This window comes from Alicyclobacillus shizuokensis NBRC 103103 (assembly GCF_001552255.1).
Taxonomy (GTDB): Bacteria; Bacillota; Bacilli; order Alicyclobacillales; family Alicyclobacillaceae; genus Alicyclobacillus_G; species Alicyclobacillus_G shizuokensis.
On sequence record NZ_BCQV01000033.1, the window covers coordinates 24,433 to 45,535 of the forward strand.

At 62.1% G+C, this 21,103-nt stretch carries 19 protein-coding genes; 7 read left to right on the forward strand and 12 right to left on the reverse strand.

The features are described 5' to 3' along the window. The first annotated feature begins 346 nt into the window (after window positions 1–346). Entirely contained in the window at window positions 347–1,024 is a 678-nt protein-coding gene (locus ASH01S_RS12750) for a response regulator transcription factor (RefSeq protein WP_067928818.1), read from the forward strand. A 15-nt stretch (window positions 1,025–1,039) separates the two neighbouring features. After that, window positions 1,040–2,296: a sensor histidine kinase gene (locus tag ASH01S_RS12755; protein ID WP_067928819.1), complete on the forward strand. Its 1,257-nt coding sequence runs from the start codon at window positions 1,040–1,042 to the stop codon at window positions 2,294–2,296. A 15-nt stretch (window positions 2,297–2,311) separates the two neighbouring features. Here ASH01S_RS12755 and ASH01S_RS12760 read toward each other — a convergent pair whose 3' ends face one another. The 3 genes from ASH01S_RS12760 to ASH01S_RS12770 form a co-directional block, all read right to left on the reverse strand. Then, entirely contained in the window at window positions 2,312–3,088 is a 777-nt protein-coding gene (locus ASH01S_RS12760) for a lipoate--protein ligase family protein (RefSeq protein WP_067928821.1), read from the reverse strand. A gap of 129 nt (window positions 3,089–3,217) precedes the next feature. Next, window positions 3,218–4,198, reverse strand: a complete 981-nt coding sequence (locus ASH01S_RS12765) for a C40 family peptidase (protein ID WP_067928823.1) — start codon at window positions 4,196–4,198, stop codon at window positions 3,218–3,220. A 235-nt stretch (window positions 4,199–4,433) separates the two neighbouring features. Further along, window positions 4,434–5,336, reverse strand: coding sequence for a LysR substrate-binding domain-containing protein (locus ASH01S_RS12770; protein ID WP_067928824.1), 903 nt, complete (start codon window positions 5,334–5,336; stop codon window positions 4,434–4,436). A 148-nt stretch (window positions 5,337–5,484) separates the two neighbouring features. On the opposite strand from ASH01S_RS12770, the gene ASH01S_RS12775 reads away from it, so the two are divergent. Next, entirely contained in the window at window positions 5,485–6,846 is a 1,362-nt protein-coding gene (locus ASH01S_RS12775) for an adenylosuccinate synthase (protein WP_245629062.1), read from the forward strand. 294 nt (window positions 6,847–7,140) lie between these two features. After that, window positions 7,141–8,430: an ATP-binding protein gene (locus ASH01S_RS12780; protein WP_067928826.1), complete on the forward strand. Its 1,290-nt coding sequence runs from the start codon at window positions 7,141–7,143 to the stop codon at window positions 8,428–8,430. Here ASH01S_RS12780 and ASH01S_RS12785 read toward each other — a convergent pair. Both ASH01S_RS12785 and ASH01S_RS12790 read right to left on the reverse strand, forming a co-directional pair. Continuing rightward, window positions 8,399–9,322, reverse strand: a complete 924-nt coding sequence (locus ASH01S_RS12785) for a VOC family protein (RefSeq protein ID WP_067928828.1) — start codon at window positions 9,320–9,322, stop codon at window positions 8,399–8,401. The genes ASH01S_RS12780 and ASH01S_RS12785 overlap by 32 nt on opposite strands. Window positions 9,323–9,353: 31 nt before the next feature. Further along, entirely contained in the window at window positions 9,354–10,289 is a 936-nt protein-coding gene (locus ASH01S_RS12790; RefSeq protein WP_067928830.1) for an MltG/YceG/YrrL family protein, read from the reverse strand. Window positions 10,290–10,819: 530 nt separating this feature from the next. Between ASH01S_RS12790 and ASH01S_RS12795 the strand changes: the two genes are divergently transcribed. After that, on the forward strand, window positions 10,820–11,083 hold the full coding sequence (locus tag ASH01S_RS12795) for an AbrB/MazE/SpoVT family DNA-binding domain-containing protein (protein WP_067928832.1): 264 nt from the start codon (window positions 10,820–10,822) through the stop codon (window positions 11,081–11,083). Between the two features lie 16 nt (window positions 11,084–11,099). Here the strand turns inward: ASH01S_RS12795 and ASH01S_RS12800 are convergent, their stop codons facing one another. Beyond that, complete coding sequence (locus ASH01S_RS12800) at window positions 11,100–12,206, reverse strand: carbohydrate kinase family protein (protein ID WP_067928833.1); 1,107 nt, start codon at window positions 12,204–12,206, stop codon at window positions 11,100–11,102. A 238-nt stretch (window positions 12,207–12,444) separates the two neighbouring features. Here ASH01S_RS12800 and moaA point away from each other — a divergent pair, with 238 nt between their 5' ends. Together moaA and ASH01S_RS12810 are read left to right on the forward strand one after the other, a co-directional pair. Then, a complete protein-coding gene (moaA, locus tag ASH01S_RS12805) occupies window positions 12,445–13,452 on the forward strand; it encodes a GTP 3',8-cyclase MoaA (RefSeq protein WP_067928835.1) in 1,008 nt (335 codons plus the stop codon). Window positions 13,453–13,457: 5 nt separating this feature from the next. Then, a complete protein-coding gene (locus ASH01S_RS12810) occupies window positions 13,458–14,105 on the forward strand; it encodes a nucleotidyltransferase family protein (protein WP_067928837.1) in 648 nt (215 codons plus the stop codon). 108 nt (window positions 14,106–14,213) lie between these two features. Here ASH01S_RS12810 and ASH01S_RS12815 read toward each other — a convergent pair whose 3' ends face one another. From ASH01S_RS12815 to ASH01S_RS12840, 6 genes are all read right to left on the reverse strand, one after another. Continuing rightward, window positions 14,214–15,413 (reverse strand): vWA domain-containing protein, encoded by a 1,200-nt coding sequence (locus tag ASH01S_RS12815; protein WP_067928839.1) that lies wholly within the window; start codon window positions 15,411–15,413, stop codon window positions 14,214–14,216. Next, window positions 15,406–16,347, reverse strand: a complete 942-nt coding sequence (locus ASH01S_RS12820) for an AAA family ATPase (RefSeq protein ID WP_067928841.1) — start codon at window positions 16,345–16,347, stop codon at window positions 15,406–15,408. The genes ASH01S_RS12815 and ASH01S_RS12820 overlap by 8 nt, the downstream gene beginning before the upstream one ends. Continuing rightward, window positions 16,344–17,198, reverse strand: coding sequence for an FAD binding domain-containing protein (locus tag ASH01S_RS12825; RefSeq protein ID WP_067928842.1), 855 nt, complete (start codon window positions 17,196–17,198; stop codon window positions 16,344–16,346). Before ASH01S_RS12825 ends, ASH01S_RS12820 begins: the two co-directional genes overlap by 4 nt. After that, window positions 17,195–19,543, reverse strand: coding sequence for a xanthine dehydrogenase family protein molybdopterin-binding subunit (locus ASH01S_RS12830; protein ID WP_067928844.1), 2,349 nt, complete (start codon window positions 19,541–19,543; stop codon window positions 17,195–17,197). Before ASH01S_RS12830 ends, ASH01S_RS12825 begins: the two co-directional genes overlap by 4 nt. Next, window positions 19,540–20,106, reverse strand: a complete 567-nt coding sequence (locus tag ASH01S_RS12835; protein WP_083517138.1) for a (2Fe-2S)-binding protein — start codon at window positions 20,104–20,106, stop codon at window positions 19,540–19,542. The genes ASH01S_RS12830 and ASH01S_RS12835 overlap by 4 nt, the downstream gene beginning before the upstream one ends. A gap of 346 nt (window positions 20,107–20,452) precedes the next feature. Further along, window positions 20,453–21,055 carry a Uma2 family endonuclease gene (locus ASH01S_RS12840; protein ID WP_067928846.1) on the reverse strand — a complete coding sequence of 201 codons (603 nt, stop codon included), beginning with the start codon at window positions 21,053–21,055 and terminating at the stop codon, window positions 20,453–20,455. Window positions 21,056–21,103: the final 48 nt, after the last annotated feature.

Here is a 21,103-nt window from a genome sequence, read left to right on the forward strand (position 1 = left end):
CAGCAGAGTGTACAAGGAGTTAACCAATAAAATCAAGTCTATTCTATTTTAGAAAATACCTCTTTCATAACCCAAAATATAGAAAGGCAAGCGTGGAGAATAATGATAATGCAGTGAAATGCGAACTTGAAGCTTGCATTCTCATCCGTTCTGAAATGTATCCCGCAGCCGCGCTCCCGCACGAATGCGCGATGGCGCTTTAACGGATCGCAGATGAATGACAGAAGATTCAATCTCTGCATCCGCCGGTGACGGCTGGTATACTGAGAACAGCAACCCATGCACATGCGCTAGGAGGCGCCGGGACGCTCCCGCCGACCGTACTCTCATCGCCGGAGGTGACAACATGCGCATCCTCCTTGTCGAAGACGAAAAGCGCCTGGCGGCGGCGCTACTTCAGTTGTTCAAAGAGCACCACTACGCGGCCGATGTCGCCTACGACGGCATCACCGGGTGGGACCTGGCAAGCACGAACAGCTATGACATCCTCGTCCTGGACGTGATGCTGCCCGAGATGAGCGGATTGGAGATTGTTCGTCAGGTGCGCGCACAGAAGCTGGACGTGCCCATTTTGTTGTTGACGGCCCGCGACGCGGTCAGCGACCGGGTAGCCGGGCTGGACGCAGGCGCCGATGATTATCTCGTCAAACCCTTTGCTAACGAGGAACTGCTGGCTCGCATTCGCGCCCTGGCTCGTCGTCCGGCCGCTCTGGTTGGCACGGACGCCATCGCCGCCGGGCCGTTTCGGATAGACTTGGGGAGCCGCGAGGCGACGCGGGATGGACAGCCGCTCAACTTGACCGCCAAAGAATTCCAATTACTGGAACTGTTCATTCGCAACCATGGGAAAGTCCTGGCCAAGGACCTCATTTTGGACCGGATTTGGGGTCCGGATGCAGACGTTATCGCCAATGCAGTGGAAAACTACGTTCACTTCCTGCGCAAGAAGATTGACCAGCCGGGACAGCCTTCCTATATTGAGACGGTGCGCGGCGTGGGCTATGTCTTTAAAATCCCTGAATGACAAGGACGAGTTCCTGTGTTCAATCGCGTTCGATTGCAACTGACCGCTCTCACTGTCACCCTGTTTGCGGTCCTCTACGCGCTCTCCGCGTACGCCATCTTTTCCATCGTGCATCGCGCGGTGCTGCGCAATGTGGATTCCCAGCTGGTGTACACCATCCACCAGTTCGAGGGCAATCCGAACCGCATGGCGGCCCTTCCTCCCAACACCTACTGCATCGTACGCGAGGGGCCCCTGGTGAACACCAACGCCAGCTATCAGCTCGTCGCCTTCCTGCAAAACTGGCTGCAGAACCAGGACCCCGATGAGCCCATCGTGGCGGACATGCACGGGCCTAATGAAACCATGTACCGAGTCTACTACCAACCGTTGCTCAACGCGGGCGGCCAGGTCTTCTACATTCTCCTGGCCCAGAACGTCAACCGCGAATGGGCGGTGCTGGACCAGCTGCGAGCCGTGCTTTGGTGGGTCGGCGCCAGCGGCGCGCTGGCGGCGGCGGTGCTCGGTTTCTGGCTGGCCGCCCGTGCCCTGCTGCCCATTCGCAAGGCGTATCAGCGTCAGACCGAGTTTGTCGCCGACGCCTCGCACGAATTGCGCACACCGTTGGCGGTGATACAGTCCAACCTGGATATTGTCCTCAACCACAGCGACCAATCGGTGATCGACAACCTGGAATGGATTCAAAACGCCCGCAGCGAGGCCCGACGTCTCGCCAAACTGGTGGAGGACCTGCTGACCTTGGCCCGCCAGGACGCCGACAAGGCCTTGCTGCACCGCGACAGGGTGGACGCCAATGCGCTCGTGCACCGTCTCGTTGAATTGTTCCTGCCCCTGGCCGACGCCCGAAACGTGCGTTTGTCCGCCGACGTGGAGCCCGGAGTCACAGTCCTGGGAGATGGGGACCGATTGCACCAGTTGTTCGTCATCCTGATTGACAACGCCATCAAGTACAACCGTCCCGGTGGACAGGTTTCGGTGCGCGTCCGCACGAGCCGAAACTGGGCGCTGTTTCATGTCGAAGATACCGGCATCGGCATCCCGGCAGCAGACCTGCCCAGGGTATTCGAACGCTTTTTCCGGGCCGATCCCGCCCGTCAGCACGAGGAGACGACCGGCGCCGGGCTCGGTCTGTCCATGGCGCAGTGGATTGTCGAGGCCCACAAGGGACGGATTCGGGTGGATAGTGTGGAAGGCCAAGGCACCACGGTCAGTGTGCAGCTGCCGCTCGCCGCGCGAGGAAACGACGCCGCGGCCAAGGGCGCGCACGGCTGATCCCCCGCGCCACGCTCACACCTGGTACAGGCGGCGGATGACCTCGGCCAGCTCCAGCGCCGCCGCTGCCGCGTTGGCGGCCGCATCCTCGTCCCAGCGGCGGGCCGGCAGGAGATCGCGCAGGGTCACCGCCGTATCCGGCTGCACCCGGTACTCCTGACCGGCGATGGTGTAAAACTCGTTAATCCAACCGAGCGCCGGCGCCAGGGCGATGTCCACCGTGATGCAGGCATGGACCAACACAAATCCGGGGTGTCGCGAAGCCACACCCGCCAATCCGCCCCGCCAGGCCTGTGCGGTCCCGACCAGCTTGCGCCCGCCTGCCAGCACGTTGTAGGATCCGTCGCAGTAGCTGCCAGGGAGGTCCCCCGTCGCCGCCGGGACATCGTGGTCAGCCAACCAGACCAACAGCGGCCGGCACAGCAAGCGGTAATAGGCGTCCGTCGTCGCCGCCGCGTGCGTACGCGGCAGGATGAAAGACAGGTGCAGCACGCCATCCCCCTGCGGGACCGCGGTGCCGCCCGTCTGGCGGACAATGACGTCGAGGCCCTTCTCCCGCAGCGCCTGGGCGGCTGCCTGCCCACGGTCGCTGGCCACGTCCTTGCGACTCACCGCAATGCCTGGGTTGTGGGCGGATCGCCACAGGCGAATGAGCGGCGGTGATTCACCTTTCGCCACCGCCTGCCCCAGGTGCATCTCCAGGTCGGCGTTATACTGCCCATCCTCCAGCGCTTCGAGGAAACTGAATTCCACCGTCTCGGGCAACAAGCTGCGTTCGTCCGTTGTCCACATCCCCGCCGGCCCTCCCCATCCGTAACCATCTGCCGGCTACCACTATACCAAATCGCGCTTGATCACGAAAAAACGCCCCGGCGCACCTTGAGACCGCCGGGGCTGGTAGGATTTGCGACAGCGGTGCACTCAACCGAGCACACGTGTGCACTTGGACAATCTCGGTTCCCAGTAGGAAGTATTGAGCGACTGGTAACAGACGCCTCCATGGACGGTGGCGGAGATGAACTGGCCGCCGCCGGCCCAGATGCCGACGTGTGAATACACGTCTCCCGTGGTGTTGAAAAAGACGAGGTCCCCAGGCTGCAGATCGGAGACGGAGATTTTCTGGCCGACCTGTGCCTGTCCCGCCGCAGTGCGCGGCAGCTTGATGCCAAAGTGCGCGTACACCGCCTGCACCAGGCCGGAACAATCCCAGCCGGAGGTCGATTCTCCGCCGTACAGGTACGGATCGCCCACAAACTGTTTTGCGTAATTCACGACCGCCTGCCCGCTCACCGACTGGGTCACCGTCTCAGGCGGCAGTCCACCGCGCGACGATGGCGTCGGCGCGGTGGACGTTCCGCTGTTGCCCGACGCGGCCGGGCTTTGTGTGACCGAGGTAGAAGCGGTGCCTGAGAGGCGCAGGGCCATGCCCGGATAGATCAGATTCGGGTTGGAAATCGAATTCCAAGCAACCAAATTGCCCACGCTGACCTGATAGCGCTGGGCGATAGACCACAGCGTATCTCCCTTGCGCACGACATACGTTGTGGCACTGCTGGCCGTGCTGCTCGTGGACGTGCTGATAGATGTCGCATCGGTTGTCGACGACGACGCATCGCCGGACAGACATAGAATCTGGTTGGGATAGATGAGATCTGGGTTGGCTAGGTGGTTGTACGCCACCAGTTGAGAGACCGTGAGACCGTGTCTGCGGGCGATGGACCAGACACTGTCTCCCGGCTTGACCTTGTACGTGGTGGCGGCCCAGGCGCTGGTCACGCCGACCGTCCCGGTTAAGGCGCTGCCCACGACAATCCCGAACATGCTGCGGCCAAACCGTGTCCGCCGCACCGACGAGCGGCGGAGATGGCGCGGCTGTCTGTGATGTCGCTTGCGGTGTTTCACTCCATCGACTCCTTCTCTCGTCCTGCGAGGATCATTGCCCGCCCCAGGAACACGGGCCAACCAAGGCCAACATCGTCCGCAGGCGGCTTCCCCCGTCCGCGTCTCGCGATAGGACTCGTAGGATTGGTATATTTAAAGGTTTTGTCGCTAGTGTAACGAGATTTGTCGAACGGCTCAAGCCGTAGTTTTTTACAGACTTCCGTTCACGAAGCAGGAATACAGCATTCTGGAATTTCTAGCGTTCCTCCCCTGGTTGCCACCACGCTCTCAGGGCGCGGGCAAACTGACCGGCGCATGCCGGCAGGCTGCCCTCCCGCCGACCGATGAGCGTGATAGTGCGCGCTCCAAGTTGTTCGTCCACCGGTTCTATCACCCGGAGCCGTCCCGCTGCGACATCGTCCGCGACACAGGAGCGAGGCAGGCAGGACAGACCTACCCCTAGTTGGACCAAGCGACTGATGCTCTCCAGACTGTCTGTCTCCATTGCGACCGTGAGGGACAAACCGGCTGAACGGGCCAGGTCATCCAGGATGCGGCGCAGACCGGAGCCCCTGCGCATCAGCACCAGCGGCTCGCTCATCCACTCACCGCGCGAAGCTTGACCGCGCTCGGCCAACGGATGCCCTGGCGCGGCCACCAACAACAGCTCGTCGCGCAGCAGCGGGGCCGTCCAACAGTCGGCCATGTCCTCGCCCACCGTGGTCACCACGCCCAGGTCAATCTCCCGCCGCTGCAGGGCTGCGGCAATCTCCTTGGACGATCCGCTCGTCACCTGAAACTGCACGCGCGGGTGCTGGCGGCGGTAGGCAGCCAAAACGGGTGGCAGCAGATAGATGGACGGAGTCAACCCTGCCCCCAGATAGACCGTGCCCACGTCCGCGTCTAGGAGGGCACTCAATTCGTCTCGCATCTTGTCATGCAGGCCCTGATGGATCTTGGCGTAACGATAGACCACGGTGCCGGCGCGGTTGAGCACCAGCCGCTTACCCATTCGGTCAAACAGCCTAACCCCTAAGCGCTCCTCCAACTGCTGCAGCTGCCGCGTGACGGTGGGTTGGGTGAGGTGCAGCTGTTCAGCGGCCCGCACCAGACTCGACGATTCCACCACGGCAATCAACGTGCGCAGCCAAGCATCCAAATCAACATCCCTCGCCTTCATCCAATTAGCGGCGCGTTAGCGGCGCGGCCCCGTGTTATGCGATCCGTTATACGATATTCGTATAGAAAGTATACAACAAATCAATTTTACACATAACAAAATCGACCGTAGACTGGGACGTGTACGAATGGGCTGCTGGCCCCATGACCGCGGTTTGATCGAACGGTTCCGTCGGCACAGTATGCGCCGCAGCCGCAGCCCGATTTTGCTGAACACGGAGGCGACGGACATGGTGCACGCGGTGGTAGGCGCCCAGTACGGCGATGAAGGGAAGGGCAAGATGGTCGACTATTTCGCCGTCGATGCCGACATCGTGATTCGCTACCAGGGGGGCGGCAACGCGGGCCACACGATTGTGAATGAGCACGGCCGATTTGCCCTGCACCTGGTACCTTCAGGCATTTTCAATCCCGACACCAAGGCTGTGCTGGGGACCGGTGTGGTCGTCCACCCGATGAATCTCGTCCAAGAGTTGAAATCGCTTAACGATGCCGGAATCTCGACAGATAATCTGATCATCTCTGAACGCGCCCACCTGGTGCTGCCGTATCACATTTGGCAAGACGAATACGAGGAACACGCGCGATCGCGGAAAGTCGGAACGACTCGACAGGGCATCGGGCCAGCGTACCAGGACAAGGTTGGCCGCTTCGGCATCCAAATCGGTGAGATGCGCGACCTTGGACATTTCCGCAGCCGCGTTGAACAGGCGTACCGAGCGAAAATGGAACGCATGCCAGGCATGGCCGCGTTCGCGAAGTCGTTTGCGGAGATTTGGAAAGAACTAGTAGAGGCGCGTGAGTATTTACTGCCTTACATTCACGACACGCTTCCCCTGCTGCAGGCGGCGGTATCTTCTGGGAAGTACGTGCTGCTCGAGGGCCAGCTCGGCATCATGCGGGACCTGGATTGGGGAGTCTACCCGTTTGTCACCTCTTCGTCCCCCATCGCCGGCGGTGTCCCGGCCGGGTGCGGCCTTCCCCCGCAAGCCGTAACACGAGTGACCGGCATCACGAAAGCCTACACGACGGCGGTTGGAGCGGGGCCATTCCCCACCGCACTGAACGACGAGTTCGGTCGGCACCTGCAGGAAAAGGGCCATGAGTACGGCGCCACCACCGGCCGTCAACGCGATTGCGGCTGGCTCGATATTCCGACACTGCGCTACGGCGCCTTCATCAACGGGTATACGGAGCTGGCCATGATGAAACTGGACGTCCTCTCTGGATTGCCGCGGGTGGCGTTATGCGTGGCCTACGAACTGGATGGTCAGCGTTATGACTATCCCCTGCCGGCTTACCAGCTGGAGCGAGTGACCCCGGTGTACGAATGGCACGACGGATGGCAACAGGACCTGTCCGACTGTCATCGCTTTGAAGATTTGCCGGAGGAGGCGAAAGGCTTGGTGAAGCGGATTGAAACCCTGGTCGGCGTGCCCATCCGGTTTGTCTCCGTCGGGCCTGACCGTCGGCAAACGATTGTTCGGTGAGCCTGCCCACGGTGAATCGACAGGCGCGTCGCGTACGCGCCTGGGAACTGCCTAACGACGGGCCTCATTCCAGACCTTGCACCCCGTGGACAAACAAGGGAATTCCTTCCTTTCCATCATATTGGCCCTATCGTTTTTCCCGAAAGAGTAAACATAGTGTAGAATAGAACATTGAGTTGCGTGAATCCGCGGATTCGTGCGCCTGAGCGGCCCTCTCGCGCACCCCGGGGCCATGCAGACAATCGACAGACATCTGCAACGCACAAGAGGAAGCACGAAAAAGGGATCACGTACATGGGGTTGAACGGGTTGACCGAGGCCAAAGACCTACTCCTAAACATCGCCAACATCCTGGTGCCGTTATTTGTCTGCCAGGGTATCATCAATCAACGAGAGCACATCGACAGCGTGCAGGCCAAGGCCATCGCCACCGCCTGCTCTGTCGTGTCCATACTCTTGTGCATGACGTTTCCCGCATCTATCGCCCACCAGAGTTATGACCTGCGCGCCGTGCCATGGATCATTTCCAGTCTATACCAGGGATACTGGGCGTGCACGGTCCTGACCCTCACGATGTACGCCTATCAGGCGATACTGCACGGTGCTGGATCCTATCCGATGCTTATCAGCTACGTGTACGTGCTGCCGGCATTGTACGTGGTCATCGGCAACTTCCGGCAGCAAAACCGACGCCCACGCATCATCACCGCCGTCCTGTTGACGAGCACGACCGCCTTTGCCGTACTGGTGACGACAACGCTGTTCCAAATGGCCCATGGCGAACACAACCTTCTCGCACCCGAGCGGTTGTTCCTCGACAGCATCTACCTATTCGCCCACTCAGTCTTGGCTTGGATATCCGTGGCCATCATCGAGCACCAAAACGAGTTTTGGCGCATGCAGCGGCGCGTACAGGACATGGAACAGACCCAGGTATTGGGTCAATTGGCCGCCTCCATCGCCCACGAGGTCCGCAATCCACTGACGGTCGTTCGCGGGTTTCTGCAGCTTTTGCGGGGAGACGCGGACGTCCCGCCCGAGAAGTGGCGGATGTATATCGAGACCAGCATACAGGAATTGGATAGGGCGGAAGACATTATTTCCCGATACCTGGCGATGGCCAAATCGACCGAAGGCCAAAAAACGCGCATCGACGTGCGGGAACGAGTGCGACTCCTGGTGGACATGATGTCGCCTTATGCGGTGCTGCGCGGCATCGACATCGTAGAATTGTGCGAGCCCGAGTTGTATGTATGGGGAGACCCGAAGCGATTGGACCAAGCGCTCATGAACATTGCAAAGAACGGTATTGAAGCGATGCCGAAAGGAAAAACCCTGCGCATCTATGGGTACCGTGAACATGAGCAGGTGGCCTTGGTCATTGCCGACGCGGGGGTCGGCATGACGCCAGAGGAAATCGAACGGCTGGGCACCCCCTACTACTCGACGAAGACATCCGGCACCGGCCTGGGCCTGATGGTCAGCTACCGCATCATCCGCGATATGGGCGGCCGAATTGAGGTGCAGAGTGAAAAGGGGTTCGGCACGCGCTTCACGATTTACTTGCCGACTGCGGAACTATAGAGACCCACAGCCCATGTAGCAAGTGTCCCTTTTCCACAGGTGATGGACACAGAGACTGTCCACCCTCGCCGCTCGACGCTGACGCCGCCGACGCAGTTCGGGCCAGGTTCACCGCAACCACCCGCTCACCGCGAGTTGACAGAACCTCTGCGGACCGCGCCCGAGGACCCGATTCGGCGGGCCATAAGCAGAGCGACACGCCGCCCACATCCCAGACCACCGCCTCCCCCCGACGTTCCGGGAGAGGGAGAAACGGACCATAGTACTGAGACAACCGCTCACTCGTTCGGGCGGGACTTTGCACCAGTGCGTGCATCCGCGTGAGGCGGAGATCACCATCCGCAAACGGTGCGTTCCCCCGCTCCTGGTCTGCGCCGTGACTGCCGTTCCGTTGCTGGCCAGATGCAGTCGAACCCGTGCTGTCCGCCGCTATAGACTCCTGTGGGCGCGGCCCCCACTCAATCAGAAACGGCAGCGGGAAATTCGCTCCCGCCTCACGCGCCGGAAACAGCAGACGCCAGGTCAACTCCAGCCCATCTGGTCGCACGCGGCGCCCTCTGACCGGGCCCACGAACGGAAGGCCGGCCTCCCTCCACGTATCGGCTACCGCGTCCAGGGCGGAGGTGCGCAGCGCCAGCTGCGAAACCCCTTCTCCCCGCGCCAAATCGTAGAGCAGCCAACGGCCGAACTCGTTGCCGGCGGCCAAGTCGCTATCGAAGACCGCCGCCCATTCCACATACACTGGGCCCAAGTGAGCCAGTGTGTTGTATGTGCCCCACGCCTCGTGACGCCCGCCCTCGCTGGTCGCCAGAGGGAACTGGTGCATAAAGGTATGGCGCGCCTGGTGGGCATCTCGCACCGCGTGAACAACGTGGTCCAGCACCAACCTCATATCCCATCCCCCACCCTTGGCCGAGCCAGCGTTACGACTTTGGGCCCGCCTTGAGGACGCGAATCAGGTCCGATTCGCTCATGTTCGAGCGGAACGTGTAGGTCCCCGGGCGCAGGTCCTGATCCGCGTGCGTGTCCTTCATCTTCATGTCAAACGCGATGGCGCTCTTGACCAAATGGTGCTGTTGCAAAAACACCGACAGGTCGTGCACGGGCGTTCCCAGACGCAGAGTGTAGGTATAGGTTTTCGGCGCGCTGGAAGCCGCATGTTGACTGGACGGGGATGTGGACTTCGCGGCGTCGGCGGTCTGCTTGTCACTGGACGAAGTGGTGGATGCCTTATCCTCGCTCGCCGCTTTTCCCGCGCTCGCTGAGGAGGACGCGGCCGCAGGCGCCGAGGCGGATTGAGATCCCGGTTTCACCAACTGATAGCCGTGACTCTGCGCCCACGATTCCACCCCCTGCTTGGTCAACTCAGCCGCGGCCGCCGACGTCTTGCCACCGTGGTGCAGGCTGTCGGCCAACAAAAACCCGATGCAACCCGCAACCACCACACAGGCCCCCGAAACCATGCGGGCAAAAGTCCGTGTGCGCGTGAACGGAACGTAGTGAATCGACGTCACTGATTGCACCCGCCACTCATCCGAGCGATAGCGCAGCCGTACATCAATGCACAGTCCCCCGGAGAGGCGCGCGCGTACGTGAAACAGCATACCTCCGTCAGTCAATGGCTCCACCGCCAGCACACGCCCGTGAAGGACAGCCCTCCAAACGTCGGCACGAACATCGGGGGTGTTGGGCTTGTCAAATGCGGCCGTGTCCAAATAAGGCCGCAGCTCATCAACAAACGGCGTCTGCGGCAGGTCCGCGCAGCCAAGTTCGCGTGCTGCTTTGGCAAACGGCATGGCAACCGCCGAGTTGAGCAGCGAATACAGGGGTTGCAACGACTGGAACTCCGGATTGGCCACAGATTCCCCTCCTCCAATGCAAAGCCTGCGGGTCAGGTTGTTTAGTACCCGCGTTGTCTATCCACCAACCCTGTCAGGGGCTCACCCACTTCGTATCGTCTCAGGTCATTATCCCTTTGACCATAGGCTGTTTGCTTGGGACTTGTCAAGCATCAGGATCTACCTGCTTGCACCCTGGGCGTTTATCGACCGGGCAAAAGGCGCCGAGAGCTCGGCCACAGCCAGCCCAGACGGGTCTGCAAACAGCAACAGGACGGCCACTTCGGCCGTCCTGCTGTAAGGTAGCGCTTGTGTCGTTGCAACCACGCCTCACACTGAACCCCTGGATACGTAGGCCTGCGGTAGCATCGCACATCCGCCTCCCTTACGCCCGTAGTATTCTCGACAGAGGCCTGGCCCATGCACCCTTGGTGTCACTTTCGTCTGGAAAGCGGTTTTACTTGTGGGAATCCGTGTACAGTTACCCCCACATTTCCGTTGCCGGCGACGGAATATATGAGGACGAATGCAGAAAGTGGGAGGTACCGGACATGAAGACCACAGGCATTGTCCGTAAGGTGGATCAGCTCGGACGGATAGCCATCCCGGCCGAACTGCGCCGCACCTTCGGTATTGAGATCAAGGACCCGCTGGCCATCTATACCGATCGGGACCGCATCATCCTCAAGCGCTACGAGCCTGCCTGCATCTTTTGCGGCAATCTGGACGAGTCGATTGAGTCCTTCCACGGACGCATGATCTGCCGCGAGTGCCGGGAAGAGTTGCAGCAATTGGCGTTGGCGCGCATGTCCTGAACACCCACGGAGGTACTTACCGTGGTGCTCCGGTGAGGCTGTTCAGCCAGGCCCAAACCTCCGCTTCGCTGGGAAGCGCGGGAATTGCCCCGCGTTTGGTCGCGGTCAGCGCCCCCGCCGCGTTGGCGAATCGGAGTGCATGCAGCCAGTCGGATGGTGTCAGCGCGTACAGATCAAAGTCAAATTCGGCAAGACGAGCCAACACCCCGGCCATGAACGCGTCCCCGGCACCGGTGGTGTCCACCGCCTCCACCGGTGCGCTGGGGACATGAATGACCTCCGTCTCCTGGCCGGGTACATAGACGACCGATCCGTCCGCTCCCAGTGTGACCAACAAGGCACGCACTCGGTACGTGTCCGCCAAGCGACGAATGGCATCGGCGAAGCCTGCGGACAACCGCAGGCCTTCGCCATCCCTCTGCCACACGGACTCGGCTTGGGCCGCCCATTGCGGACAGAGGAACCTCAGTTCCTCTTCGGACACCTTGACCACATCAGCTAGGGTCAAGCCTTCGTGAATACACTGTCGGGCTACCTCCAGGTCTTCCCATAGCGGGGGTCTCAGGTTTACGTCGAAAGAAACCACCCGGCCTGCCCGCTTCGCGGTCTGCGCCGCCGCCAGCGTGGTCTGCCGTGCCGGGTTGTCGGTCAGGGAAACCGACCCAAAATGGAACAGAGGCGTGCTGGCCACCCGATTCCAGTCGATGTCCTCCGTCGAAAGCTGGGTGTCGGCCCCCGGATGGCGGTAGAAGTGAAACGTGCGCTCCCCGTTTGGCGACAGGTGAACAAACGCCAGGGTCGTAGGCGTCGTCCGAGACACCACAAGTCCAGCGGTGTCGACGCCACAATCCATCAGTGTGTCCCTCAGCTGCTGGCCGAACGCATCGGGTCCGACCATGCCCACAAAGCCAGCCGGAACGCCAAACCGAACCAAAGCTGCGCACACGTTGGCCGGGGCGCCGCCAGGATTCGCGGCAAATACCGGTACACTCGGACGATCACCAACCGGTGGCGCCTCAACCGGGGTGAAATCGATAAGCAATTCCCCGAGCGCGATTACCTTGGGGGGCTGCCCTGCCGCGGAAAAGCGCGTTTTGGAATGGGCACGTATGTCCGTTTGCAAATGACTCACCTCAGGCCTATGTATGCGTGGGCAGCTCCAATCGCCAGCTCATCGGTTCGCTGTCCCTCATGATCTATAATAATAAATAATACAACAACGGCATGTGTGCGACGTCCGCGCCCTTGAGTGGGCGCGCCAGACGCTCGGCGTGCCCAAGCCGGATGACGAGCGACCATCATGGCAGAGTGGATAGCCAGGACGAAGTGACGGCTGGACCTGGCCGGAGGAGGGATACGCGTTGCCAACCGACGCATTCGGACGCTCCCTGCGCGACTTACGGATTTCGGTCACGGACCGGTGCAATTTCCGCTGTCGATACTGCATGCCTAAAGAGGTCTTTGGGCCCGATTTTGCCTTCCTCCCGCGCACCGCCCTATTGACGTTTGAGGAGATCGTTCGCTTCACCCGCATCGCCGCCCAACTGGGTGTCCGCAAGGTGCGCCTGACCGGCGGCGAGCCGCTGTTGCGCCGCGACCTAGAGGAGTTGGTCGCCCAGTTGGCCGAGCTCGACGATATCGAGGACATCGCCTTGACCACGAACGGATCGCTCCTGACAAGAGACAAGGCGGTCGCCCTGCGCGCCGCTGGACTGCGGCGCATCACCATCAGCCTTGATTCGTTGGACGACGCCGTCTTCATGGCGATGAACGATGTGCATTTTCCGGTCGCCAAGGTCTTGCAGGCGATTGAAAACGCCTACGCGGCGGGCCTGCGCCCGGTCAAGGTCAACATGGTGGTCCGACGCGGCTGGAACGAGGACAGCATCATCCCGATGGCGGAGCGGTTTCGCGGCAGTGGCTGCATCGTGAGGTTCATCGAATACATGGATGTGGGCAACTCCAACGGATGGAAGCTGGACGACGTGGTTCCGGCGGAAGAAATCCTCCGTCGTATCCACCAGCATTGGCCGCTGGAAGCCGTGCCCCCGCGCACTCCAGGCGAGGTGGCCACCCGGTTTCGCTACGCCGACGGACAGGGTGAAATTGGCGTCATCGCCTCGGTGACGCGGCCGTTTTGCGGTCAATGCACGCGCCTCAGGTTATCGGCCGAAGGCAAACTGTATACCTGCTTGTTTGCATCGCACGGGTTTGATGTGCGTGCTCCGCTGCGCGCCGGCGCGTCCGATGCCGAGCTGCTGGAACTGCTCAACCAATTGTGGGGCGAGCGCCGGGACCGGTACTCCGAACTGAGGACGCAGGCCACCAGTCAACGGCCAAAAGTGGAAATGTCCCACATCGGGGGGTGATGGGCATGGAACAAGAGCAAATGGAGTCCTCCAGCCCGCGCGTGGGTGGCATCGTGCTGGCCGCCGGATTGTCCACCCGCATGGGCCGACCCAAGCCGCTGCTGGAGTTGGCCGGCATCCCGTTTGTGCGTCGCGTGGCGGCCGCGGCGACGTCCGGAGGACTGGCGCCGGTGGTCGTCGTGGTGGGACCCGATGAGCTGCAGGTGCGACGCGCCCTTGCCGGGTTGCCAGGTATACGGTTGGTGAAAAACCCGGATTACGCTTCCGGTATGGCCTCCTCGCTGGCCACCGGTGTGCGGGAGGTGATGGCGTACTGCGACGCCGTGATGGTGCTGCTGGCGGATCAACCCTTGCTGCCCGCCAGCGTGGTGGACCAACTGCGCGCCCGCTACGCTGAGGAACGAGCGGGCGGCATTCTCATCGTGCGCGCCCGTTACGCCGGCCAGCCAGGCCATCCCGTGCTGTTTGACAGCGCTGTGTTTCCGGAACTACTGCAGCTGCAGGGGGACGTTGGCGCCCGGTCGGTCGTCTCGCACCACGCGTCCGCGCTTGCTTGGGCCGACTTTGCCAACCCGTGGTGGGGCAAAGATGTGGACACCCCCGAGGCCCTGTCCGAGGTGCTCGCGGCATGCGAAGATATGCGTCGCGGTTAGCCGGAAGCGCGTCCGGCGGCTAGGGACGAATCGTGTAGTGGTCCACGGCGCTGCTTCAAAAAACCGCCCTGACGGCCGTTTTTCACGTCCAGCATGTCGGTCGTAATTCTATGCTTTCGCTATCCATTCCCAAGCCTGTTCCAGGTCCGCCCAGTTTCCTGCCGGTCGCACCGCCTGGCACACGCGCAGCAACGCCTGCGCCGCTGCCGTGGCTGGGCGATAGGCCGAATCTGCCGCGAGTGGGTTCAACCAGATCAGCTGCCGCGTCCACCGTCGCAACCAAGCCAGCTCCCCGACCAAGCCACGCTGGCTGGGGCCTGCCGTCGCCCCTTCCTGCTCACTGGCTGTCGCCTCAAACCCGTCTGTGACCAGCAGCACGTACGCACCCCGCTGCAGCATACGGCGCGCATATTGGCGGCGAAACTCGGCCAACGCCTCGGTCAGCCGCGTACCGCCAGCAAAATCGGGAATGCGCGCCATCGCGTCCGCCAGCGCCCGATTGGGGCTGTGCTGGCGCAGTTCGCGGGTGATGCGGGACAGACGCGTCGAGAAGACGAACACCTCCAACGGCACCCGCCGTTGCAGCAGCACGTGGGCGAAACTAAGCAGCGCCCGGCTGTATGGCTCCATGGAGCCACTGACGTCGCACAACATCACCACGGGCCGTGGCACGACGGCGCGGGCCGCGTATAGCCAGCGCAGGACCTCGCCGTGCCCAAGGCTGCTGCGCAGCGTCCGCGCGAGGTCTATCCGCCTTTGCCGTCGATCCGAACGCCACCGCCGGCTGAGGCGCATCGGTCCGGAGACCGCCCCCGACCAACGAGCCAGTTCTCGCAGCTCAGTCTCGGTCAACCGGGCGAAGTCGGTTTGGCGCAGCGTTTCCTGGCGGCTGGCTCCCCGCCGCCAGTTCACCTGCACCTGGTCGTCCTCCTGTGGATCTGGCCGGCCCTCGTCGCGCTCTGCCGGTCCCTTCGCCCTCAGCCACACCACCTGCGGCCTTTGCCACCGCTGCGCGCGCAGGCGCGCCACATGGGCCGCCAGGGTGTTCTCGGCGAGGAACGGCAGCGACGGTCCGCGGAGTGTACGCAGGAATTGGTGCCACAGGGCGTCGAACATAACAAACTCATCCGCCCGTTTCGCCACCACTGCCCGCACGGCAAAGCGGCAGACGGCTTCCTCATCCAAGCCCACAGCCGCCAGGGCCGCGAGCGCCGCAGCCTCCTCCTCAGCGCCGATGGAGAAGCCGAAGGCCCGCAGCGCCCGCAAGAACACCAACATGTTTTCCTCTATCAGCGCTGGCTCAATCATCCACCTGTCCCCCGGGCATAGCGCCGACTTCAGCCAACAGGCGCCGCAGCGGCGACGAATCGGCCTCCCGGTCTCCGAGCAACAGGTCCAAGTCGTCACGGTACTTGAGCAGGCACCCGAGCGTCGCCTCCACCCGCTCCGCATCGAGACGTCTGGCTCCGAGCGCCGTCAGCGCCTCCGCCCACTGAATGGTCTCCGCCACCCCGGGCGCCTTGAACAGCGGTTCTTGCCGCAAGCGCTGAACAAAGGCCGTGATGCTGGCCGCCAACTGGGCGGACACCCCGGGCACCCGCTCGCGGACAATGCGCACTTCCTTGTCGAAGGACGGGTAGTCCAGCCAGTGGTACAAGCACCGGCGCTTGAGCGCGTCGTGCAACTCGCGCGTGCGGTTGGAGGTGAGAACGACCAGGGGCTCTTCCTGGGCCCGCAGCGTCCCCAGTTCCGGGATAGTCACCTGAAATTCGGCCAACAGCTCGAGCAGAAACGCTTCGAACTCCTCGTCGCTGCGGTCGACCTCGTCAATCAGCAGAACCGGAGCCGGGCCGTCGGGCACCACCGCCGCCAACAGCGGGCGGCGCAGCAGAAACCTCGGCCCAAACAGCTCCTGCTCCAACGCAGCGCGCCCAGCGGCGTCCTCCGCCGCCCGCTCCCAGAGGCGAATGTGCAACAGCTGCAGTGGATAGTTCCACTCGTACAGGGCGCTGGCCTTATCCATCCCTTCATAGCATTGCAGGCGAACCAGCGGGCGGTCCAGCACCGCGGCAACCACTTTGGCGACCTCAGTCTTGCCGACACCCGCCTCCCCTTCGAGGAACAAAGGGCGCTTGAGGGCCAGCGCCAAAAACACGCTGGTTGCGAGCGCCTTGTCCGCGATGTAGCCGGCCCGGGCAAAGGCCCGCTCGACGTCTTCAGGGCCCGTAAACGGGTGGTTCACAGCAACACCTTCCGTAGCACCCGCTCCGTATAGACACAGCACAGGTGGCGGCGGTATTCCTCCGACGCGTACACGTCCGATCCTATCGATCCGTCCTCCGCCGCGTACTGGGCGGCCTGCCGGATGATTTCCAGAGACGCCGTCTGCCCAACCAGCGCTTCCTCCACCTGGTAGGCGCGGTACGCGCAATCCGCAGCCCCGGTCACGCCGATGCGCGCGTGTTCCACCGTTCCGTCCGCGGCCACGGTCACCGTTGCCGCCACACCGACCACCGCGTAGCCCGAAGCCGGGTGCGGACACTTCACATAGGCGCTTCTGGTGTTGGACGCCGGTACGGGCACCGCCACCGACGAGATCACCTGCCCGTCCGGCAGGGCCGTCACCATCGGCCCGAGGAAAAAATCTTCCGCCGCCAGTACGTCCCGCCCCGCCGGTCCCATCACGGTCAGTCGAGCGTCGTAGGCGAGCGCCACAGCCGGCAGATCGGAGGACGGATCGGCATGGGCCAGGTTCCCGCCTATGGTGCCGCGGTTGCGCACCTGCAGGTCGCCGATTCGCGCGGCCGCCTCCGCCAACGCCGGCAAGTGGGTACGAATGAGCGGATGCTTCGCCACGTCGGCGTGCGTGGTCAGCGCACCGATGACAATCTCGTCGCCCACGCGCTGAATCCCCCGCAGTTCCTTGACCCCGCTGATGTCCACCAGAGTGCCCGGGTTGGCCAGGCGCATTTTCATCAGCGGCAGCAAACTGTGCCCGCCCGCGAGCAGCTTGGCGCCCGAGTCCTCCTGCAGAATGGCAATCGCCTCGGCGACGGAGTTGGCCCGTCGATACGCGAACGCCTGTGGAATCATGAACGTTGCCCCCCTTCCTGTATCGATCGCCACACGCGCTCCGGCGTCAGCGGCATCTGAATTTCCCGCACGCCAAACGGCGCCAGGGCGTCCAGCACTGCGTTGACCACCGTCGGCGTCGCGGCAATCGTGCCGGTTTCGCCGATGCCTTTGACGCCCAGCGGATTGTGCGGTGACGGGGTTTCGGTGAACGCAGTTTCAAAATTCGGGAAGAAGCGTGCCTTCGGCATCGCGTAGTCCATCAGCGTGCCAGTCACCAACTGCCCCTGTTCGTCGTACACGGCCCCTTCCCACAGGGCCTGGCCAATGCCCTGGACGATGCCGCCGTGCACCTGGCCTTCCGCAATCATCGGGTTGATGACGCGCCCGCAGTCGTCCACCGCAATGTAGCGGTCGATGCGGACATCGCCCGTATCCGTGTCCACCTCGACCATGCAGATGTGGGTGCCGAACGAATAGGTGAAGTTGGCCGGGTCATAGAAGGCCTGCGCCTCCAGAGACGGCTCGACCCCCTGGGGCAGATTCCAGGCCAGGTGCGCCTGGAGGGCCACGTCTTGGAAGCTGACGCTGCGGCTCTTCGCCCCTTTGGCGTAGAACCGCCCATCTTCACACTCCACGTCTTCGGCCGACACCTCCAGCATGTGCGCGGCAATCCGGCGCGCCTTCTCCAACACCCTGTCCAGCGCCACCGCCAAGGCGCTGCCCGCCACCGGCGTCGTGCGCGATCCGTACGTTCCCCAGCCCATCGAGATGCGGGCCGTGTCACCATGCACTACCTCGACATCTTCCACCAACACCCCGAGTTTGTCGGCCACAATCTGGGCAAAAGTGGTCTCCTCGCCTTGCCCGTGCGGTGAGGAGCCGGTAAACACGGTCACCTTGCCCGTCGGGTGCACGCGCACTGTGGAACTCTCCCACAGTCCGCCCTGGAAGCCGACCGCCCCGGCCACCTGGGAAGGACCGAGCCCACAGATCTCCACGTACGTCGTCACCCCGACACCCACATGCCGGCCCTGCGCCCGCAGTTCCTGTTGTTTGCGGCGGAAGCCGTCGTAATCCGCCATATCCAAGGCCCGCGACAGCGCCAAGTGGTAGTTGCCGCTGTCATACTCCAGACCGGTCGGCGTGTGGTAGGGGAATTCGTCCGCCGGAATCAGGTTGCGGCGGCGCACCTCGACCGGATCCATGCGGATTTCCCGGGCGTACAAATCGACCATGCGCTCCAACAGGTATGTCGCCTCCGGCCGCCCAGCTCCCCGGTAGGCATCGGTGGGCGTGGTGTTGGTGAACACCCCGTACACGTCCACGCCGACGTACGGAATCGTGTACGGCCCAGGGACAATCAGGCCAAAGAGGATGGTGGGCACACCCGGAGCCGCGGTGGACAGGTACGCTCCCATGTTGGCATAGGCGCGGACGCGAATCGCCTGGATGCGCCCGTCCCGTGTACCGGCCAATTCCAGTTCCTCCACATGGTCGCGGCCGTGCGTGGTGACCAAGAAGTGCTCCCGCCTGTCCTCCGTCCACTTGACCGGACGCCCCAAATCCATCGCCGCAAACGCCACCAGCGCCTCATCCGGGTACACGGCAATCTTGGCGCCAAAACCGCCCCCCACGTCGGTCGCGACCACACGCAGGCGATGCTCGGGGATGCCGAGGATGCCGGAGAGAACGAAGCGGTGGATGTGCGGATTCTGGGAAGTCACCCAGACCGTCAACTCCCCTGTCGCCGGGTTGTACTGGGCGACCGAGGCGCGCGGCTCCATTGGGTTGGGCACCAACCGCTGCTGCCGGATGGTATGCCGCACCACCACCTCCGCCTGGGCGAACACCTCGTCCGTGGCATTGCCAATCTGCCAGTGGAAGGCCACGTTGTCCGGCGCCTCCGCGTGCAAAACAGGCGCCCCGTTTTCCATCGCCTCCACCTGGTTCACCACCGCGGGCAGCACCTCGTACTGCACGGAAATGAGGTCAAGGGCGTCGCGCGCCGCGTAACGGGTGTCGGCGATCACCATCGCCACCCCGTCACCGACGTAGCGCACCTTGTCGACCGCCAGCGCGCGATGGGGCGGCGTCTTCAAGTCGGATTCGGGTGGAATCCAAGCCGTCGGAACGCTGCCCATGCGCTCGGCCAGGTCCCGCCCCGTATAGACCGCCACGACCCCTGGCGCACGCTTGGCCGCCTCGACGTCGATGCCGATAATCCGCGCGTGCGCGTGCGGACTGCGCAGAATCGCTGCATACAACATTCCGGGTAGCTGCACGTCGTCGGTGTACTGCCCGCGCCCGGTGATAAAACGCGGGTCTTCGCGGCGCTTGACCACCTGCCCAAACACCGTGCTCATGCGTCCTCCCCCTCCTGACGCGTCAACTCTTGGGCGCCGCCGGTCGGTGCCGAGGCCGCCACCTCAACCGCGGGCTCGGGTTCGACCTCAGGCGTCCTGTCGGCCGCGTACTGAATGGCCCGGACAATGTTCTGGTACCCGGTGCAGCGGCAGATGACCCCTTCCAGCCCCTCGCGGATCTCTTCCTCGGTCGGATGCGGGTTTTCGTTCAGGAGCCCGGCGGCGGTCATAATCACCCCCGGCGTGCAAAATCCGCACTGCAGCCCATGTTTTTCCCAGAACCCTTCCTGGACCGGGTGCAGCTTGTCGATGCGGCCGAGCCCTTCAATCGTTGTCACTTCACACCCGTCCGCCTGCACCGCCAACACGGTGCACGACTTGACCGCCTTCCCGTCCAAGAGCACGGTGCAGGCCCCGCACTGGCTGGTGTCGCAGCCGACGTGCGTCCCGGTCAGCCCCAACTCGTCGCGCAGGAAATGGACCAATAGGAGGCGCGCCTCCACCTCCCGCGTGTAGGACGTCCCATTGACCGACAGCGTGATGGCACACTTGCTTCCCTCCAAACGCCATTCCTCCTTCGCACTGGTTCGTCCTTTCCTTTCTTATGGCGTTTTGTTCAGAATCAGAAGCGTCATCCAGCCCAGACGCCTGATTCTCCGCCTCCACTCCTGCCTGCCGCCGCAGCCATGCCCTGACCGAGCCCACGCCCCGGCATTTGCGCGCATGGGTATCTTTTGATCTGGATGGTAGCACTGGGGTATTATTCTCGCAATCCTATGCGACTATGAAAAAGTTTGTCATTTCTTGTCGAACTGCGTTGTGAGCGATGAACCGTAATGGATTGTATACAATTGAACGCAAAAATTACTTCTATATGTCCTGAAACATCCCTCTCATCGGACACTTTATCTATTCCGATTCGTTACCTATGGCTATTTCATCCCCGAATACTTCAGACAGACTGATCTCGAAATCATCCAACACGGACACTTTCACCTTCTCGTTTCGTTCATGAATCTGATTTTGCGAGTACCTCCCATTGTCGTCCAAAACGAATACCTGTACATATTGGGTCAACGGATCGATGATCCAATATTCCCCAACCCTGGCTTGCTCGTATGTTCGCAATTTGATAATTTTATCTTTTCTAACTGTAGAAGGGGACAAAATTTCAATCACCCAAATTGGGACACCGCTCACCATCCGTCTGTGTTGACCGCCGCAAATGACAAATATGTCGGGTTGCACAACATCCTTTGCATTCAGGTTGTCTTCCGCATCAAACAGCAACAAGTCTGTGGGGGCAGTGTACACTCTGCATGGACTCCCCTTTGACCTCAGATAATTCCATATAAAACCGGACAGATTCATCGAAACTTGCTGATGCCATGATGAAGGGCTGGTCATGAGATAGGGAACACCGTCAAGCAATTCGTATCGTTCGTCGGTATCCCAGGATAGATAATCCTTCAGCGTGTAACGTTTGCTGAAATCAATCCTGTTGACGCTCATGGTTTCACCTCCTTCATAAATCCCATTCTATGTTACCATCGTCACCGG

What these genes read in the sequence shown, in the direction of transcription:
- ASH01S_RS12750 (WP_067928818.1), top strand. Translation starts at nt 347, where the DNA reads ATGCGCATCCTCCTTGTCGAAGACGAAAAGCGCCTGGCGGCGGCGCTA.
- ASH01S_RS12760 (WP_067928821.1), bottom strand. Translation starts at nt 3,088, where the DNA reads ATGTGGACAACGGACGAACGCAGCTTGTTGCCCGAGACGGTGGAATTC.
- ASH01S_RS12775 (WP_245629062.1), top strand. Translation starts at nt 5,485, where the DNA reads ATGGGCTGCTGGCCCCATGACCGCGGTTTGATCGAACGGTTCCGTCGG.
- ASH01S_RS12780 (WP_067928826.1), top strand. Translation starts at nt 7,141, where the DNA reads ATGGGGTTGAACGGGTTGACCGAGGCCAAAGACCTACTCCTAAACATC.
- ASH01S_RS12785 (WP_067928828.1), bottom strand. Translation starts at nt 9,322, where the DNA reads ATGAGGTTGGTGCTGGACCACGTTGTTCACGCGGTGCGAGATGCCCAC.
- ASH01S_RS12795 (WP_067928832.1), top strand. Translation starts at nt 10,820, where the DNA reads ATGAAGACCACAGGCATTGTCCGTAAGGTGGATCAGCTCGGACGGATA.
- ASH01S_RS12810 (WP_067928837.1), top strand. Translation starts at nt 13,458, where the DNA reads ATGGAACAAGAGCAAATGGAGTCCTCCAGCCCGCGCGTGGGTGGCATC.
- ASH01S_RS12815 (WP_067928839.1), bottom strand. Translation starts at nt 15,413, where the DNA reads ATGATTGAGCCAGCGCTGATAGAGGAAAACATGTTGGTGTTCTTGCGG.
- ASH01S_RS12825 (WP_067928842.1), bottom strand. Translation starts at nt 17,198, where the DNA reads ATGATTCCACAGGCGTTCGCGTATCGACGGGCCAACTCCGTCGCCGAG.
- ASH01S_RS12830 (WP_067928844.1), bottom strand. Translation starts at nt 19,543, where the DNA reads ATGAGCACGGTGTTTGGGCAGGTGGTCAAGCGCCGCGAAGACCCGCGT.
- ASH01S_RS12840 (WP_067928846.1), bottom strand. Translation starts at nt 21,055, where the DNA reads ATGAGCGTCAACAGGATTGATTTCAGCAAACGTTACACGCTGAAGGAT.